General features: G+C 64.0%; 14 protein-coding genes. 2 read left to right on the top strand and 12 right to left on the bottom strand.

Annotation, left to right across the window (positions count from 1 at the left end; translation table 11 throughout):
* Positions 1-158: 158 nt before the first annotated feature.
* A complete protein-coding gene (locus N805_RS11490) occupies positions 159-1,658 on the bottom strand; it encodes a nucleobase:cation symporter-2 family protein (RefSeq protein ID WP_028613582.1) in 1,500 nt (499 codons plus the stop codon).
* 122 nt (positions 1,659-1,780) lie between these two features.
* Positions 1,781-3,154 (bottom strand): 8-oxoguanine deaminase, encoded by a 1,374-nt coding sequence (locus tag N805_RS11485; RefSeq protein ID WP_028613583.1) that lies wholly within the window; start codon positions 3,152-3,154, stop codon positions 1,781-1,783.
* Positions 3,155-3,348: 194 nt separating this feature from the next.
* Between N805_RS11485 and N805_RS11480 the strand changes: the two genes are divergently transcribed.
* Positions 3,349-4,560 carry an MFS transporter gene (locus N805_RS11480; protein WP_028613584.1) on the top strand — a complete coding sequence of 404 codons (1,212 nt, stop codon included), beginning with the start codon at positions 3,349-3,351 and terminating at the stop codon, positions 4,558-4,560.
* Here the strand turns inward: N805_RS11480 and N805_RS11475 are convergent.
* The 8 genes from N805_RS11475 to phnD form a co-directional block, all read right to left on the bottom strand.
* On the bottom strand, positions 4,530-5,465 hold the full coding sequence (locus N805_RS11475; protein ID WP_028613585.1) for a LysR family transcriptional regulator: 936 nt from the start codon (positions 5,463-5,465) through the stop codon (positions 4,530-4,532). The genes N805_RS11480 and N805_RS11475 overlap by 31 nt on opposite strands.
* A 169-nt stretch (positions 5,466-5,634) precedes the next feature.
* On the bottom strand, positions 5,635-6,462 hold the full coding sequence (gene phnX, locus N805_RS11470) for a phosphonoacetaldehyde hydrolase (RefSeq protein WP_028613586.1): 828 nt from the start codon (positions 6,460-6,462) through the stop codon (positions 5,635-5,637).
* A gap of 81 nt (positions 6,463-6,543) precedes the next feature.
* A complete protein-coding gene (locus tag N805_RS11465; RefSeq protein WP_028613587.1) occupies positions 6,544-7,410 on the bottom strand; it encodes a LysR substrate-binding domain-containing protein in 867 nt (288 codons plus the stop codon).
* Between the two features lie 42 nt (positions 7,411-7,452).
* Positions 7,453-8,748: an MFS transporter gene (locus N805_RS11460; RefSeq protein WP_016500320.1), complete on the bottom strand. Its 1,296-nt coding sequence runs from the start codon at positions 8,746-8,748 to the stop codon at positions 7,453-7,455.
* 87 nt (positions 8,749-8,835) lie between these two features.
* The gene (gene psrA, locus N805_RS11455; RefSeq protein ID WP_028613588.1) at positions 8,836-9,924 is read right to left on the bottom strand and encodes an iron-containing alcohol dehydrogenase PsrA; all 1,089 of its coding nucleotides are present in this window, start codon (positions 9,922-9,924) and stop codon (positions 8,836-8,838) included.
* Between the two features lie 193 nt (positions 9,925-10,117).
* Positions 10,118-10,936 (bottom strand): phosphonate ABC transporter, permease protein PhnE, encoded by an 819-nt coding sequence (gene phnE, locus N805_RS11450; protein ID WP_028613589.1) that lies wholly within the window; start codon positions 10,934-10,936, stop codon positions 10,118-10,120.
* Complete coding sequence (gene phnC / locus N805_RS11445; protein WP_028613590.1) at positions 10,933-11,733, bottom strand: phosphonate ABC transporter ATP-binding protein; 801 nt, start codon at positions 11,731-11,733, stop codon at positions 10,933-10,935. The genes phnE and phnC overlap by 4 nt, the downstream gene beginning before the upstream one ends.
* On the bottom strand, positions 11,730-12,599 hold the full coding sequence (phnD, locus tag N805_RS11440) for a phosphonate ABC transporter substrate-binding protein (RefSeq protein ID WP_028613591.1): 870 nt from the start codon (positions 12,597-12,599) through the stop codon (positions 11,730-11,732). Before phnD ends, phnC begins: the two co-directional genes overlap by 4 nt.
* A 112-nt stretch (positions 12,600-12,711) precedes the next feature.
* Here phnD and N805_RS11435 point away from each other — a divergent pair, with 112 nt between their 5' ends.
* Complete coding sequence (locus tag N805_RS11435) at positions 12,712-13,578, top strand: LysR substrate-binding domain-containing protein (protein ID WP_028613592.1); 867 nt, start codon at positions 12,712-12,714, stop codon at positions 13,576-13,578.
* A 31-nt stretch (positions 13,579-13,609) separates the two neighbouring features.
* On the opposite strand, the gene N805_RS11430 is transcribed toward N805_RS11435, so the two are convergent.
* Together N805_RS11430 and N805_RS11425 are read right to left on the bottom strand one after the other, a co-directional pair.
* The gene (locus N805_RS11430) at positions 13,610-15,190 is read right to left on the bottom strand and encodes an aldehyde dehydrogenase (NADP(+)) (RefSeq protein WP_028613593.1); all 1,581 of its coding nucleotides are present in this window, start codon (positions 15,188-15,190) and stop codon (positions 13,610-13,612) included.
* Between the two features lie 265 nt (positions 15,191-15,455).
* Positions 15,456-16,838, bottom strand: coding sequence for an APC family permease (locus N805_RS11425; RefSeq protein WP_028613594.1), 1,383 nt, complete (start codon positions 16,836-16,838; stop codon positions 15,456-15,458).
* Positions 16,839-16,862 lie beyond the last annotated feature (24 nt).

Here is a 16,862-nt window from a genome sequence, read left to right as displayed (position 1 = left end):
TGTCGCCTTTTTTGTGGGAGCGGCCTTGTGTCGCGATAGGGCTGCGCAGCAGCCCCACAATTTCTGCGACGCAGCATAGATTGCCAGGGCCGCTTTGCGGCCCTATCGCGACACAAGGCCGCTCCCACAGGGTGCACGTCAGCCTTGGGGAGTAGGCGTCAGTGCATAACAGGCACCTTGGCCGGTTTGAAGTGCCCCTCATCAGGCTCCATGATCGGCACCTGGTTGCCATCGCGGTCATACAGCTTGCCATCACGGAACACATCACCTTCATTCAGCCCGGCGATATCCCGGTAGCGCAGGGTGCGCTCGCTGGCGGCGACGAACACCGACTGCTGGTCGGAGTTGCCGGCGCGCAGGTGGTTGAACAGCAGGTTGAGCAGAATCGCCATGATCGCCGCCGAACTGATACCGGAGTGGAAAATGGTCTCGAACCAGGTCGGGAAGTGGTGATAGAAACCCGGCGCCGCAATCGGGATCATGCCAAAGCCGATCGAGGTGGCGACAATGATCAGGTTCATGTTGTTGCGGTAGTCCACCTGGGCCAGGGTGCGGATGCCGCTGGCCGCGACCGTGCCGAACAGCACCAGCCCGGCACCGCCGAGCACGGCGGTCGGCACCGCGGCGACCAGCCTGCCCATCACCGGCAGCAGCCCCAGCGTGACCAGGATCAGGCCGGCACTGGCCACCACGTAGCGGCTCTTCACCCCGGTCACGGCGACCAGGCCGACGTTCTGCGCGAAGGCACTTTGCGTGAACGAGCCGAACAACGGCGCCAGGGCGCTGGAGATCATGTCGGCACGCAGGCCATTGCCCAGGCGCTTGGAGTCGACCGGTGTGCCGATGATTTCACCCACGGCCAGGATGTCTGCCGAAGTTTCGACCATGGTCACCACGATGACGATAAGCATCGACAGGATCGCCGCCACCTGGAACTGCGGTGCGCCGAAGTGCAGCACCTCGGGCATGGCCACCCACGGCCCTTGCAGCGCCTGGGAGAAATCGGCCATGCCGGTGGCCATCGCTGCCAGTGTGCCGATCACGATTGCCAGCAGGATCGACAGGCGCGACAAGCTGGCACTGCCCAGCTTGCTCAGCAGCAGTACCGAGGCCAGGGTGAATGCCGCCAGGCCAATGTTCGCCGGGCTGCCAAAATCAGCGGCCTGGCTGTTGCCGCCCATGGCCCAGCGCGCGGTAACCGGCATCAGGGTCAGGCCGATGGTGGTGATGACGATGCCTGTCACCAAGGGCGGGAAGTACTTGATGATGCGCGAGAACAGCGGGGTGATCAGCAGGCCGACCAGTGATGACACGATCACTGCGCCGAGCACCACCTGCATGCCGCCGGTGCCGTCATTGCCGATGATCGCCACCATGGTGGCGACGCTGGCAAAGGAAACCCCCTGCACCAGCGGCAAGCGGCAGCCGAAGAAGGGAATGCCCAAGGTTTGCAGCAATGTTGCCAGGCCCCCTGCGAACAGCGAGGCGGCAATCAGCAGGCCGACATCGCCAGCGCTGAGGCCTGCGGCCTGGCCGATGATCAGCGGTACGGCGATCATGCCGCCGTACATGGTCAGTACATGTTGCAGGCCATAGGCCAGGTTGGCGCCCACGCCGAGGTTCTCGTCTTCCGGACGAGGTGAAGCGGGAGAAGTCATGGTGAGTAGCTCGCTTTGTTATTTTATGCGTCTAACAGCAAGGTCTCAGTCGCATTCATTGAGTTTTGAATGGGAGGTGTGGGCTACTGCAACCGGCCTTGGCCGCAGCAGCCCGGGTACAGTCAGTTGCCGCTGACCAGCTGATGTGCCAGCTGGTTGTGGCGCTCCAGCACGCGTGGCAGGTCGACGGTGGTCAGCTGGCCGTCTTTCACCACGACGCGGCCGTTGATCACGCTGGTGTGCACCTGGGTCGGGGTGCAGAACACCAGTGCCGCCAGCGGGTCGTGGTGGCCACCGGCATAGGCGACGTGGCCGAGGTCGAAGGCGACGAAGTCGGCGACCATGCCCGGCGCCAGGGCGCCGATGTCATTGCGGTTGAGCACCTTGGCGCCGCCCAGCGTGGCGATTTCCAGTGCTTCGCGCGCGGTCATGGCGTCGGGGCCGAAGCCTACTCGCTGCAGCAGCAGGGCCTGGCGCACTTCACCGATCATGCTGGCGCCGTCGTTGGAGGCAGAGCCGTCGACCCCAAGGCCCACCGGTACGCCGTGGTCGCGCATCTTGCGTATCGGGGCAATGCCCGAGGCCAGGCGCATATTCGAGCATGGGCAGTGGGCGACGCCGGTGCCGGTGCGGGCGAACAGCTCTATGCCGTGCTGGTCGAGCTGCACGCAGTGGGCATGCCATACATCGTGGCCGACCCAGCCGAGGTCCTCGGCGTACTCGGCAGGGGTCATGCCGAACTTCTCGCGGCTGTAGGCGATGTCGTTGACGTTCTCGGCCAGGTGGGTGTGCAGCGACACCCCGTACTGGCGTGCCAGCACGGCGGCTTCGCGCATCAGGTCACGGCTGACCGAGAACGGCGAGCAGGGGGCTACCACGATGCGGCGCATCGAGCCGTGGCTGGCATCGTGGTAGTCCTCGATCAGGCGCTGGGATTCCTTGAGGATGTCAGCTTCCCTTTCCACCACTGAGTCAGGCGGCAGGCCGCCCTGGCTCTGGCCCACGCTCATGCTGCCGCGTGCGGCGTGGAAGCGCATGCCGATCTCGGCGGCGGCATGGATGCTGTCGTCGAGCTTGCAGCCGTTGGGGTAGATGTACAGGTGGTCGCTGGAGGTGGTGCAGCCGGACAAGATCAGCTCGGCCATAGCGGTCTGGGTCGACACCGCGATCATTTCGGGGGTCAGGCGCGCCCAGATCGGGTACAGGTTGGTCAGCCAGTTGAACAGCTCGCCGTCCTGGGCTGCCGGCACCACGCGAGTGAGGCTCTGGTACATGTGGTGGTGGGTGTTGACCAGGCCTGGGATGACCACTTTGCCGGCCATGTCGAGGATGACGTCGGCCTGTTGTGGCAGGGTGTCGGTGGGGCCGACCTGTGTGATCAGGTTGTCTTCGATGTACAGGCCGCCGTTTTTGATCTCGCGGCGTTGGCCGTCCATGGTGACCAGAAGTGCGGCGTTTTTGACTAGGAGGGTTTTCTTAACGGTTGCGGATAACATGGCTTAAGCCCGTTGCAATACGCCTTGGCGATTACCGAGGTCGTAGGCGAGGGATAATGTAATCAGGAAACCTGTAAGTTGTATACATTCAAGTGCAATTAATGATTTGGCTTCATTCGATTCGTGAAAAATAACCAAAAATAGGAATTTTATTTACCAATAGACTGGCAGCATCTTTACCGGAGCCTGTCTTGATGTCTGCTTTTGAACCCCGCCTTGGGGCTACCCCCACTGGCCGTATTGCTGCAATCAGCGTCGCGGTCCTTGCCTTTTCGGCCTTTTTGATCGTGACCACCGAATTCCTGATTGTCGGCTTGTTGCCCGCGCTCAGCCAGGACCTGGGGGTTTCCATTTCGATGGCGGGGCAGTTGGTCACGCTGTTTGCCTTTACTGTGATGCTTGCCGGTCCGGTCTTGACTGCGGCATTGGCGCACCTGGATCGCAAGCGTTTATTCATCACCATTCTGCTGGTATTTGCCGCAGCCAATGCATTGGCTGCGGCCTCGACCAGTTTCTGGGTGCTGGCCATTGCTCGGGTCGTCCCGGCACTGGCGTTGCCGGTGTTCTGGGGAACGGCCAGTGAAACGGCCGGCCAGTTGGCCGGGCCGGATAAAGCAGGGCAAGCCATTTCCAAGGTGTACCTGGGCATCTCGGCGGCGATGCTGTTGGGCATTCCGCTGGGCACCGTGGCGTCCAATGCCGTGGGTTGGCGTGGTGCATTCTGGATACTGGCCGCACTGTCGTTGCTGATGGCGCTGGCCATGTGGGTGTGGATGCCGCACGTTGCCCGCGCTGCAAAAGTCGACTTCATGCAGCAGGCACGCATTTTCAAAGAGCGCTATTTCCTCGCCAATGTTTTGCTTTCGGTGGTGGTGTTCACCGCGATGTTCACAGGCTACAGCTACCTGGCCGAGCTGCTGCAGCGGGTGGCGGGTGTACCACCCGCGCATACCGGTTGGTGGCTCATGGGCTTTGGCGCGGTGGGCCTGCTCGGCAACTGGATCGGTGGACGAGCCGTGGATCGTTCACCGCTGCGGGCGACGGCGCTGTTTCTGGTGCTGCTGGCTATCGGCATGGCGGCAATCGTGCCACTGGCACAGGCAGGCCTGGTGTTCTGCCTGGCACTGGGGGTGTGGGGTGTGGCCAACACCGCGCTATACCCCATCAGCCAGGTACGGGTGATGGGGTCTGTGACGCATGCCCAGGCCTTGGCCGGTAGCACCAATGTGTCGGCGGCCAATGCGGGGATTGGCTTGGGCGCCGTACTCGGTGGCTTGACCATCCCCGGCCTGGGTATCGAATACCTGGGCTACGTAGCCGCAGGCGTGGCGCTGGTGGCGCTGGGGCTTGTGCCGCTGGTCGGCAGCCTTGCGCATCAGCGCGCATCGCTGGCCCGGGTACCATGAGGCGCCAGCCGCGGCAGCAGGTAGTCGAGCAAGGCGCGGACCTTGGGTAACCCTTCGCGGCTCTTGAGCCACACCAGGTTCATCGGCAGGCCGTCAGTGGCCAGCGCGGGCAACACTTCGACCAGCCGCCCTTGATCGAGGTGTTGCTGGGTCAGCCAGGTAGGTAGCTGGCCGATACCATGACCGGCCAGCACTGCTGCAACTTCCCCTTCACCGTCCCCCACCGCGATGCGGGGTTGTACGCTGCGTCGTTCCATTTCGCCAGGTTGGCGGCCCTTGAACAGCCAGGGGCTGACCATGCCATCGGTATGGCCATAGCCGACGCAGTGGTGGTGTTCCAGGTCGCGTTCGTCTTGTGGCACGCCGTGCTTTTCCAGGTAGGCGGGTGCGGCACAGAACATCAGGCGCTGGGCACCGAAGTACTGGTGGCCAAGTGCCGCAGGCCAGGCATCCGGGCCACCGATTCGCACCACGATGTCGATACCTTCGTGCACCGGGTCGACAAAACGGTCGGAGAAAGACACGTGCGGTTGCAGCAACGGGTGCAGGCGGATGAAGTCCAGAATCAAGGGCAGCACATGCAGGCGGCCGTAGGAGGCTGGCAGTTCTATCCGGACCTTGCCATGGGGTTCGTTGTCGCTGGCGACCAGTGCGTGCTCGACCTCTTCCAGGTCGGCCAGGACCGAGGTGCAGGTACGGTAGAAGATGACGCCAGCCTCGCTGAGCGACAAGGTGCGTGTGGTGCGGTTGAACAGCCGTGCGCCCAGGCGGGCCTCCAGCCGGGCCACGCTCTTGCTGATGGCCGAGCTGGTGAGGTTGAGCCGCTCGGCGGCTGCCGTGAAGCTGCCCAGATCAGCGACGGCAACGAATACGTCGATGCCTTTCAGGCGTTCGGAGGAGTACATGGCAGGCCTTGTTGATGAATTGAGTTCCATTGTCAGTGGAGCATAGTGAATGCTGATAATGAAATTTCATCAATGGCGTACGTGTGTATCAGCCCTTCGCGCAGAAGCGGGTTTGCCCGCGAAACGGATGACGCGTTGTTCGCAGACAAACCAGGCCATGCCGTCGGGTTCAACTGCCTTGCGGCATTTCTCCACGCGCCAGGCGGGCATTGATATCGGCGATGACGCCAGGCAGTTCGGCGATGGTGTCGACCAGGTAATGCGGTCGCACGCCTTCGAACAGGTTGCCAATGCGCTGGCGTTGCTGTTCCAGTTCCGCTTCGGGCAGGGCTTTATACTGCTCGTAGGTCAGCCCAAGCGCGTTGCCCGAGCAGGTCAGGGCCACGGTCCACATTCCCGCGCTGCGGCCCTCGAGAATGCCCGGCCAAGTGTCGTCGACCTTGACGCAAGCCGCTACATCGCTGACCCCCAGGGCAATCACATTGGCCAGCGCCTGCGCCGGGTAGGGGCGACCATTCGGTACCTCGTCGGTAGCCACCACGTGGTCGGCGCTGTAGCCGTTGCTCAAGGCAAGCGCCACCACCTTTTCCATCACCACAGCAGGGTAGCCTGAGCAGGAGCCGATTTTCAGCCCTTGCCGGCGCAACTGGGCGATGACTTCCAGGGCCCCGGGAATCAGCGCCGAATGGTCGGCGATCTTCTCGATCTGCAAGGGCATGAAGCGTTCGTAGATAGCTGTCACATCCTCGTCGCTTGGCGTATGGCCGAATGCGGCCTGGTAGCGCGCGGCAATGGCGGGCACATCGCACAGCGTGCGGATATGGTCCCACTTTCCCATGCCCATGGGCCCGCGGGCTTCCTCCAGGCTGACCTGCACGCCGAACTCGGCAAAGGCCTCTACGAAGATCTGGGTGGGGGCGAACGAGCCGAAATCCACCACGGTGCCGGCCCAGTCAAGAATGGCGGCCTGCAGGTGCTTGGGGTGCTGATAGTGCATGGCAAAGCTCCAGTGGGTAAAAACTCAGGGTGAGCGCGGCCCGCCCGACGCATTGGCAGGCTCGCGCTGGTCAGTGGTGCATCAGTGCGCGTTGAGCGCGTCGAACAGTTCGGCGATGACCGCCCGGTTACGGCGGATGCCCAGGCAGCACAGGTAGTAACTGATGTGGAACGGGTCTTCGATAAAGGCGACAGAGCGCGTGCCGGGCCGGTCGGCATACTCCACCGCCGAGACAAAGCCCACGCCGATGCCGTGTACCACCGCATGCACAATGGCCTCGCGGCTGTTCAACTGCATCGCGCAATCCAGTGTTACGCCATGCCGGCGGCAGCCTTCCTCCACAAGCTGGCGGGTGCGCGATGCCGCTTCGCGCAGCACCACGCGCTGACCGGCAATGTCCTTCACGCTGACACTCGTCTGCCCGGCCCAGGGATGGTCGTCGCGCACCACCGCCAGAATCGGGCAGGTGCGGTACAGCCGGGTGCTCAGGCGCTGGTCGAACTCCGACAGGGCGAGGATGGCCAGGTCGATGTCGAAGTTGTACAGCCTCTCCAGTGTCCCGGCTTCGCTGCTGAACGAGGTTTCCAGTTCGATCTGCGGGTAGCGCTGCATCAGCTCGTACGTCAGGCTCATGGCGATCGGCGGCGACACCGCGCCGATGCGTAGCATGCCTTGCTTGCGTTGCTGGAAGCTGTGCAGCAGTTGCAACGCTTCGTCCTCCTGGCCGAACAGGCCCTGGGTGATTTCGTAGAGCTGGCGGCCTGCCGGGCTCAGCTCGACAAAGCGCCCGCGGCGGTGGAGCAGTTCCACGCAAAAGCGTTTTTCCAGGCCGCTGACCTGCTCGCTGACAGTCGGCTGGCCGATGCTCAGCAGCTCGGCGGCCTGGGTGAAACTGCCGGTCCGCGCCACGGCATGAAAGGAGCGCAACCACTTGTGGTACTGGTACATGACACCTCTCTGGCAATGGCACGGACGACATGGCAGGCAACCTCAGCGGCGCACGAACAGGGCCACCAGGGCACTGCAGGCGCAGGCTGTGGTGACCACGACGAAGATCAGCGACGTATTGCCGGTGGTATCGAGCATACGTCCGATCAGCGGCTCCGCCAGCCCGGCGAACAGGTACGAGGCAAAATTCATGATCCCTGTGGCGGTGCCGGCGCGGCGCGCGCCGACCAGGTCCGGGCACAACGCCCAGAAGCTCGATGCAGGGCCATAGACAAAGAAACCGCAGAGGAACAGCGCCAGCAGGCCTACCGCGCTGTGTGCCGGCAGGCTCCACATCCACAGGCTGGTGAGCGCGCCCAACACCATGTACAGCATGATTGCCTTGTAGCGCTTGCTACCGAACAGCTTGTCCGACACCCAGCCGTTGCTCAGCGCACCCACGGCCATGCCCACCGGCAAGGCGATGGTGATCCACTTCGGGTCGATGAAACTGTCGCCTTTCTGCCAGTTGGCGCCCAGGAAATGCACCGGCACCCAGACGATCAGCCCGTAGCGCGCAGCGTTCTGGAAGCCCAGCGACACTGCGGCCACCAGCAGACGCGGGTTTTTCAGAACGGCAAGGTAACGCTGGCGCGAGGTTTCTTCGCCGCCCTGAGTAGCCGCGTTGGCGCTGTCTTCGGCGTTGGCTACGCCGGTGTCGTCCAGCGCGGGGTAGCCCATGTCCTGCGGGCGTTCCCGGGCAACCAGGTAAAAAACGATGCCACCGGCCAGCATCAGCAGCACCGGCAGGCGGAAGATCCAGCGCCACTCCAGGTGCAGTACATCGATCACCACTACCGAGGTGACATACGACAGCACCGAAGCGCAGCCGGCGGCGAACACATAGAAGCCATAGACCTTGCCGCGCTCGGCAGCACCCCACCAGTTTGACAGCAGGCGGCTGCCGGGCGCCCAGCCCAGGGCCTGGAAGTAGCCGTTGACGCCCCATGGCAGGATCAGGCTGAGAAAACCGCCGGCAAAGCTGGTGACCCAGTTGGCGCCGCACGACAACACGGCGCCGATGCTCATGATGCGCCGGCCGCCGAACTTGTCGGCGAGGTTGCCATTGATGGCCTGGCCAATGGCATACATCCACAGCATGGCGGTGGAGGCCCAGCCGAGGGTTTCCTTGCTCAGGCCGAACTCGGCCTGGATCCCGGGGATGGCGAAACCGAAGGTTTGTCGCCCGGTGTAGAAGAACAGGTAGCAGAACATCGCGGCCAGCAGCATGCGCCATTGCGCGAGGCGAAACGGCATTGTGCTGGGCAGCGCGCCAGTCAGGGTTTGTGCACGGTTCATGACGGTTTCCTTTTGTTCTCTGGCGCCGGCCCAAGGGGCACGGCGAGTCGGCACTCTTGAAAGGTGCTACAGGAAAAACGCGGAATGTCAGGCGGCTTGCGCGCCGATGAAATTGCGCCCACGGGCGCCCTGCATGGCGGCGTCGATCATCGCCTGGGCCTCGGCGGCTGTCACGCCGTAGTCTGCGAATTCGGTGCGCACGCCCAGCCGATGGAGAAATGCTCGCAAGCGCTGTTGGGCGGCTGCAAGGTCGCGGCCGAAGGCCTTCTGCAGGATCTGGTCACGCCCGGCATCACGGCCCCAGGCCAGGCCCAGCACCAGCGGCAGGGTGAAGGAGCAGGCGATGCCGTGGGGCAGGCCGTGGCGCAAGGTCATTTCGTAGGAAATGGAGTGGGCCAGGGCAGTCTTGGTGTTGGAAAAGGCCAGCCCGGCCTTCAGTGCAGCCAACGCCATGCGTGCCCGCAGCTCGCGGTTGCCCAGGTCCTGCTGCAGGCGTGGCAGGCAGTCGAGAATGTCGTCGATGGCCGACAGTGCGAAGGTATCGGAGAGCGGATTGGCGTTGTGGTTCCAGATTGATTCCAGCGCGTGGGACAAGGCATCCAGCCCGGTGGAGACTGTCACCCCGGCCGGCACGCTGAGCATCAGTTCCGGGTCGATAAGCGCCACGCTGGGCCAGGTACAGCTCAGGTGCAGTGAATACTTCTTCTGCTGGCCAGCGTCCCACAGGGTGGCCCATGGCGTCACCTCGCTGCCGGTGCCTGCCGTGGTCGGCGCGGCCACCAGTGTCTTGTGTCGGGCCGGGGTAAACGGTTTGCCGCTGGCCAGCAGCTCGAGCAGTTCATCGAAATGGCCAGAAGCGGTACCGACGATCAGCGCCTTTGCGGTATCGATGGCGCTGCCACCGCCTAGCGCCAGCACCGTATCGCAGTCGCCGTGCCGTGCCCAGAACGCTTCATGCACACCCCGCAGCCAGGCGACATCGGGGTTGGGTTGCACATTGTCGATCACGCACACCAGTCGCTCGCCCAGCAGGCTGCGTACCCGCGCAACCAGGCCGAGCTGTTCGGCCTCAGGGAAGGTGACCAGGGCGACTTTGCCGGGGCAGTGTTGGGCGATCTGGTCCAGGCTGCCACCACCGAAAACGGTGGTAACCGGGTTGTGGAAGCAGGCAGGCATGGGCAGTTCCTTATTGTTGTTGGAAAGTGCAGCCATGCTCGTCGGCTGGCGGGTTTCGATCCAATCGATTGATTGCAGGGTGCTATCGGCTGAGCCGATAACGGACACAAAGTGCATGGGCTTGAACTCCAGGCATGGTCTGCCCGTCGCGCGCCCACCGGGCGCACGTGGCAAGGGGTTGGATGGGCGGCAATCAGTGGCGGGCGTTGCCCTGAATGGCGTGCCGCAGGCGGTTGGAGACCAGGTCGGCAAGCACCACCATCACAGTGATCACCAGGATGCAGGTGGCGGTTTCCTGGTACTTGAACAGCTTCAGGCTGCTGACCAGCTCGAAGCCCAGGCCACCGGCACCGACCATGCCCAGCACCGTGGCCGAACGCAGGTTCACCTCGAAGCGGTACAGCACCACGGCGATCCAGGCGGTGATCACTTGCGGCAGCACGCCGAAGGCAATCACCTGCAGTGGCCGGGCACCGGTGGCCCGCAGCGCTTCAATGGGCCCCTGGTCGATTTCCTCGATGGTTTCGGCAAAGAACTTGCCGAGCATGCCCACGCCATGCAGCGCCAGGGCCAGCACGCCAGGGAAGGGCCCCAGCCCTACCGCCGAGACGAACACCAACGCCAGGATCAGCTCGTTGATGCTGCGGATCACGTTCAGCAGCTGCCGGGTGGCCTGGTATAGCCAGCGGTTGCCATGCAAGTTGCGCGCGGCCAGAAAACCCAGCGGCACGGCGAGAACGATCCCCAGCAGGGTGCCCCATAGCGCGATTTGCAGGGTTTCCAGGGCCGGGCGCCACAAACTGGGCATTATGCTCAGGTCTGGCGGTAGCGAGCGGCCAAGGAAGTCGCCGATCTGTGGCAGCCCGTTTGCCAGTTCGCCCCAGCTCAGCTGTGCCCCTTCGGCGCTCCACTGCAGCACCAGGACGATCGCCAGCAACAGCGCGCCAGTGCCCAGCCAGCTGCGGGCGCGAGTGGGTGTTTTGACCAGCCATTGGTGGCTCTGCGGGTTCATGCCGAGGCTCCTGTGCCAGTGGCCAGCATTGGCCGTGGTGCAGCCATTGCCTGCCCAGGCTCATTGGCAGATGGGTTGTGATAGATGCGCTGCAGCGCGGCTTCGTCCAGCTGACCGGGTTGGCCGTCGAACACCAGGCGCCCGTTGGCCAGGCCGACGATGCGGTCGGCGAATGCCCGCGCCAGTTCCACCTGGTGCAGGTTGCACACCACGGTTATGCCGAGGGTGCGGCTGGCTTCGCGCAGGTACTGCATGACCACATGCGCGGTGTTCGGGTCGAGGCTGGCCACCGGTTCGTCGGCCAGAATCACCTGTGGTCGCTGGGCCAGCGCACGGGCGATACCCACCCGCTGCATCTGCCCGCCAGACAGCGCATCGGTGCGCGACCCGGCCTTGTGCTCCAGCTCGACCCGGCGCAGGCAGTCACGGGCCAGTGTCACGTCGTCGCGGCGGAACAGCTGTAGCAGCGAGGCGAGCGTGCTGCAGTGGCCGAGACGGCCGGTCAGCACGTTCTTAAGCACCGACAGCCGCGGTACCACGTTGTGATGCTGGAAGATCATCGCTACCTGCCGGCGCAGTGCGCGTTGGTCGGCTGCACGCATGGCGTTAACCCCGGCCACCTGCAGCTCGCCGGTGTCGGCCTGGGCCAGCCGGTTCATGCAGCGCAGCAGGGTCGATTTGCCGGCGCCGGACTGGCCGAGGATCACCACGAATTCACCGGCCTGAACATCCAGGTCGATGCCGCGCAGTACCGGGTTGTCGGTGTAGCCCTTGGTCAGTCGGCGGATACGGATCATTTCAGGCTCCGCAGGTCGAGGTCGAGCACTTTGGCGGTGTCACGAACCACGTTGTAGGCCGCGTCAGTGGTCGGCTGGAAGCCATTGAGCATGCCCTGATCGCCCCAGGGCACGTCCTTGATGCCGGCAAACGCAGTGCGCAGCCTGGCCTGCAGTTCGGGGTCAAGGTTGTTGCGCCAGACCATTGGTGATTCGGGAATATCCGGGGAGGTCCACACCACCCGGAAGTCCTGCTGCTGAACCTGGCCGTTGTTCACAGCCCCGGCCAGGATACGGTCGGCCACGGCCGCTGCATCAACCTTGCGGTTTGCCACGGCAAGAATGCTGGCATCGTGCGAGCCGGAGAAGATCACCCGTGAGAACAGGGTTTTCGGGTCATGGCCTGCGTGCTCCAGGCCGGCCTTGGGGAACAGATGGCCAGAGGCCGAGCTGGGGTCGACGAAGGCGAAGGTGTGGCCCTTGAGGTCGTCGAGCGTACGAATACCGCTATCCCGGCGGGCGATGATCAGGCTGTGGTAGGCGCTGCTGGCGGTCTTTTTGGTCACCGCCACGGCAAAAGCTTCGGCACCGGCGATCTGGTTGGCCAGTACGTAGGAAAACGGGCCGAGATAGGCCACGTCCAGCTTGCCGGCGCGCAGGGCTTCGATCACCCCGTTGTAGTCAGTCGCGACGAATGGCTTGACCGGCATGCCCAGGCGCGCTTGCAACTGGTCGAGCACCTGCTGGCTGCTCTTGATCATGGCCTGGGAGTCTTCCGACGGGATCAGGCCGACAGTAAGCACCTGCTGTGCCTGCACGGCGGGGGCGAGCAGCAGTGGCAGCAGGGCGAGGCGGGCACAGCGCAACAGTTTCGGGAAGGGTGTCATGGCAATACCGGAGTGGTTGTTGTCGGTAGCGCCAAAGCTAGGGCTGTCATGTGACAGTCACAGCATCAATTCAATATGCGTTTGGCCAGCCAATCATTCAAAGGATCTATGGATGTCAACCGCTCGCCTGCGCACCTTCCTTGCCGTGGCCCGGCACGCCAGCTTCAGCGCCGGGGCCAGGGCCATCGGCCTCAGCCAGCCGACCGCGACCAACCAGATCCAGGGGCTGGAACGCGAATTCAATGTCGAGCTGTTTCACCGCCGCGGTCGGCGCATCGAGCTGACCGCCGTTGGCCGTGCCTTGCTGCCCATTGCCCAGCAGATGTCGATGCTCGAAACCGAGGCGATCAGCCTGCTGCGCGACAGTGGCCAGCTTAACCGGGGAGAGCTGAAGATCGGTGCAGTGGGACCGTTTCATGTGATCGAGATGGTCGACCGCTATCGGCAGGCGTACCCACAGATCGATGTGTCCATCCGCGTGGGCAACTCGGCGTCAGTGCTGGCCGATCTGCAGGGCTATGTGACCGATATCGGTGTGTTGGCGGGGCTGCACCATGATCCGGCGTTTGTCGCACAACGTTATGCCAGGCACCCGGTGATCCTTTTCGCCCGCGCCGATCACCCTTTCGCCCGCCACGATCAGGTGCCGCTGCAAGCCCTGCAGGGGCAGCCGTTGCTGCGCCGTGAGCAGGGTTCGACTACGCGGCTGGCGCTGGACAATGCGCTGGAAGCGGCGCAGGTGACACCGCGCATTGCCATGGAAATCGGCAGCCGCGAGGCGCTGCGCGAGGCTGTGATCCGTGGCATCGGCATTGGCGCGGTGTCCGAGGCGGAATACATTGGCGATCCGCGCTTGAAGGTGATCCGCATCGCGCAGGACCCGGTGTACACAGAGACTTACCTGTATTGCCTGGCTGATCGGCAGGGCAGCCAGGTAATTGCGTCTTTCCAGCGTTGCCTGCAAGCCTGGCACGGCTAAGCTGCACCGTGCCTGCTCAGCATGCGCCGTGTCACACTGCCTCGCGGCTGTTCACGCCATCGAGCAACCGCGCAATCCCCAGCGGGTTAGCGTTTTTCAACGCATCCGGCAGCAGTGCATCGGGGTAGTTCTGGAAGCACACCGGGCGCAGGAAGCGGTCGATGGCCAAGGTACCGACCGAGGTGCCGCGTGCGTCGGAGGTGGCCGGGTAAGGCCCGCCATGCACCATTGCATCGGAAACCTCCACACCGGTCGGGTAGCCGTTGAGCAGCAGGCGCCCGGCCTTGCGCTCCAGCAATGGCACCAGCGAGGCAAATGCCTCCAGGTCATCAGGCTCGGCAATCAGGGTGGCGGTCAGCTGGCCCTGCAGGTGGCGCAGCGCTTCGGCCAGTTGCTCGGCGTCGGCCACCTCCACCACTACGGTGGTCGGGCCGAATACTTCTTCCTGCAACAGCGGGTCGCCGTTCAGCAGCAAGCTTACGTTTGCCTTGAACAGCTGTGGCTGTGCCTGGTTGCCGGTCTGTGGCTGCCCGGCCAGGTGCTGGATACCCGGGTGTGCCAGCAGGTGCTGGACACCGTTCTGGTAGCTGCGCAGGGTGCCGGCGTTAAGCATGGTCTGCGGGCCCTGATCGGCCATGCGTGCCACCAGCGTTTGAACGAAATGCTCGAATTGGGGCGTCCGGATGCCCACCACCAGGCCAGGGTTGGTGCAGAACTGCCCGCAACCCATCACCACCGAGGCAGCCAGCTCGCCGGCTACCTGCTCGCCACGGGCTTGCAGCGCCTGGGGCAGGACGATCACCGGGTTGATGCTGCTCATTTCGGCAAATACGGGGATTGGCTGCGGGCGTGCTGCCGCCATGTCGCACAGGGCGCGGCCACCGCGCAGCGAGCCGGTAAAACCGACCGCCTGGATGGCCGGGTGCTTGACCAGCGCTTCGCCCACGCCGGCACCGTAGATCAGGTTGAAAACGCCTGCCGGCATGCCGCTGCTGGCCACCGCGCGGTCAATGGCGCCAGCCACATGGGCGGCAGTGAGCATGTGCCCGCTGTGCGCCTTGAACACCACCGGGCAGCCAGCGGCCAGCGCGGAGGCGGTGTCACCGCCAGCGGTGGAGAAGGCCAGCGGGAAGTTGCTGGCACCAAACACGGCCACCGGGCCCACGCCGATGCGGTACTGGCGCAGGTCCGGGCGCGGCAGCGGGGTACGCTGGGGCAGGGCACGGTCGATGCGGGCGGCGTAGAAATCGCCACGGCGTACCACTTCGGCAAACAGGCGCAGCTGGTTGCTGGTACGGCTGCGTTCGCCACGGATGCGGGCCTCGGGCAGCGCGGTTTCGCGCATCACATGCTGGATGAAGTCGTCACCCAGTGCGTCCAGCTCGTTGGCAATGGCGTCGAGGAAGGCGGCGCGCTGGGCCGGGCTGGTGCTGCGGTAGGCGGGGTAGGCGGCCTCGGCGGCCTGCACGGCGGCCTCTACTTCGTCGCCGGTCGCCTGGTGGAAGGCGTAAGGCAGTGGCTCGCCGGTGTGGGCGTCGACGCTGTTCAGCAGCACGTCACCGTTGCCGCTGAGTTGGCCGGCGATATGGTTCAGGCGATGTTCGATGGACATTTCGTTTCCCGTTGGCAATGACAGTCGTTGCGCTGGGACTGTAGGGTGCGAACGGGGGGCTGAATAATGATTAATGCGGATCGGGTGATAACGATCAGTTATCACCATGATTTCAGTGATGCCCTGTAGGAGCGGCCTTGTGTCGCGAAAGGGCCGCAAGAGCGGCCCCCGATTATCAGCATCACATCGACAATTGCCGGGGCTGCAGGGCAGCCCTTTCGCGACACAAGGCCGCTCCTACAGGGACCGCGCACGTATTGGGGTGTCATTCAGCCATCTGCAATTCCGGCAGCTTCACCCGAAACGCGCGGGTCAGCCCCATCAGCACTACCAGGCCCATGCCCATCCAGCACAGGCCGATGGTGAACGACAGGCTGGTCAGGCTGCTCCACAGCCACAGCGTGCTGAGAAAGCCCAGGCCGGGGATGGCGCCGTACAGCAGGTAGTTGCGGCCACCGCGCAGTTTCTGGTCGACCAGGTAGTGCTTGACCACCGCCAGGTTCACCGCCGAAAAGGCGAACAGCGCGCCAAAGCTGATCATGTTGGCCACGGTGTCGAGGGTGATCACCAGGGCGATCAGCGACAGCAGGCTGACCACCAGGATGGCAGTGGCTGGCACGCGTTTTTTCGTCACCAGCTGGCCGAATGCCCGTGGCAATGCGCCGTCGCGGCCCATGGCGAACAGCACGCGCGACACGCTGGCCTGGGACACCATGGCCGAGGCGAAGCAGCCGGCCACGTAGGTGGCAGTGAAGGCCGTTACCAGCAGTTCGCCGCCGACACGGCGCATCACATCCACCGAGGCCGAATCCGGGTCGGCGAAGCTGCCCCAGTCCGGGAACACCATCTGCGCGCAATACGACACCACCAAAAACAGCAAGCCGCCGATCAGCGAAACCGCCAGGATCGCCACCGGAATGCGGTAGGTCGGGTTGGTCGTTTCTTCGGCCATGGTCGAGACGGCATCGAACCCCAGGAAGGACAGGCACAGCACGGCAGCGCCGGTCATGATCAGCGGCACGCTGAAGCCTTCGTGGTGGAAGGGCGCCAGCAGCGACACCGGCTCCGCCTGGCCGCTGAGCTTGAGCACGGACAGGGCGACGAAGACGATGATGAACACCAGCTGCACCACCACCAGAATCCAGTTGACCCGGGTGATGGACTCAATGCCGATCAGGTTGAGGAAGGTGACCAGGGCAATGGAGCCTGCCACCCACACCCAGGCGTGGATGGCCGGGAAGTATTCCGACATGTAGATGCCGATCAGCAGGTAGCTGAGCAGCGGCAGGAAGATGTAGTCGAGCAGCAACGTCCAGCCGGTAATAAAGCCGATGTGGCTGCCGAAGGCCTTGCGCGTATAGGTGTAGACCGAGCCGGAGTAGGGGTGGGCCTGGACCATGCGGCCGTAGCTGTAGGCAGTCAGCAGCATGGCGGCGAGGGTGAGCAGGTAGGCGGTGGGCAGATGCCCTTTGGTCATCTGGGTGACCAGCCCGTAGGTGGTGAATACGGCCAGGGGCACCATGTAGGCCAGGCCGAACAGAACCAGGGCAGTCAGCCCCATGGACTTGCGGAAGCGGCCGGTGTTGGCGCTGGGGTGCGCGGCGGTGTCATGTGAGGGGCTATGGGCTGTACTTGTTGTTGTATGCATTGCTAACTCCTGGAAGAGGATGCA

The sequence above is a fragment of the Pseudomonas putida S13.1.2 genome, assembly GCF_000498395.2.
GTDB classification, from domain to species: Bacteria; Pseudomonadota; Gammaproteobacteria; order Pseudomonadales; family Pseudomonadaceae; genus Aquipseudomonas; species Aquipseudomonas putida_Q.
This window is presented reverse-complemented; position numbering and strand designations above follow the sequence as displayed.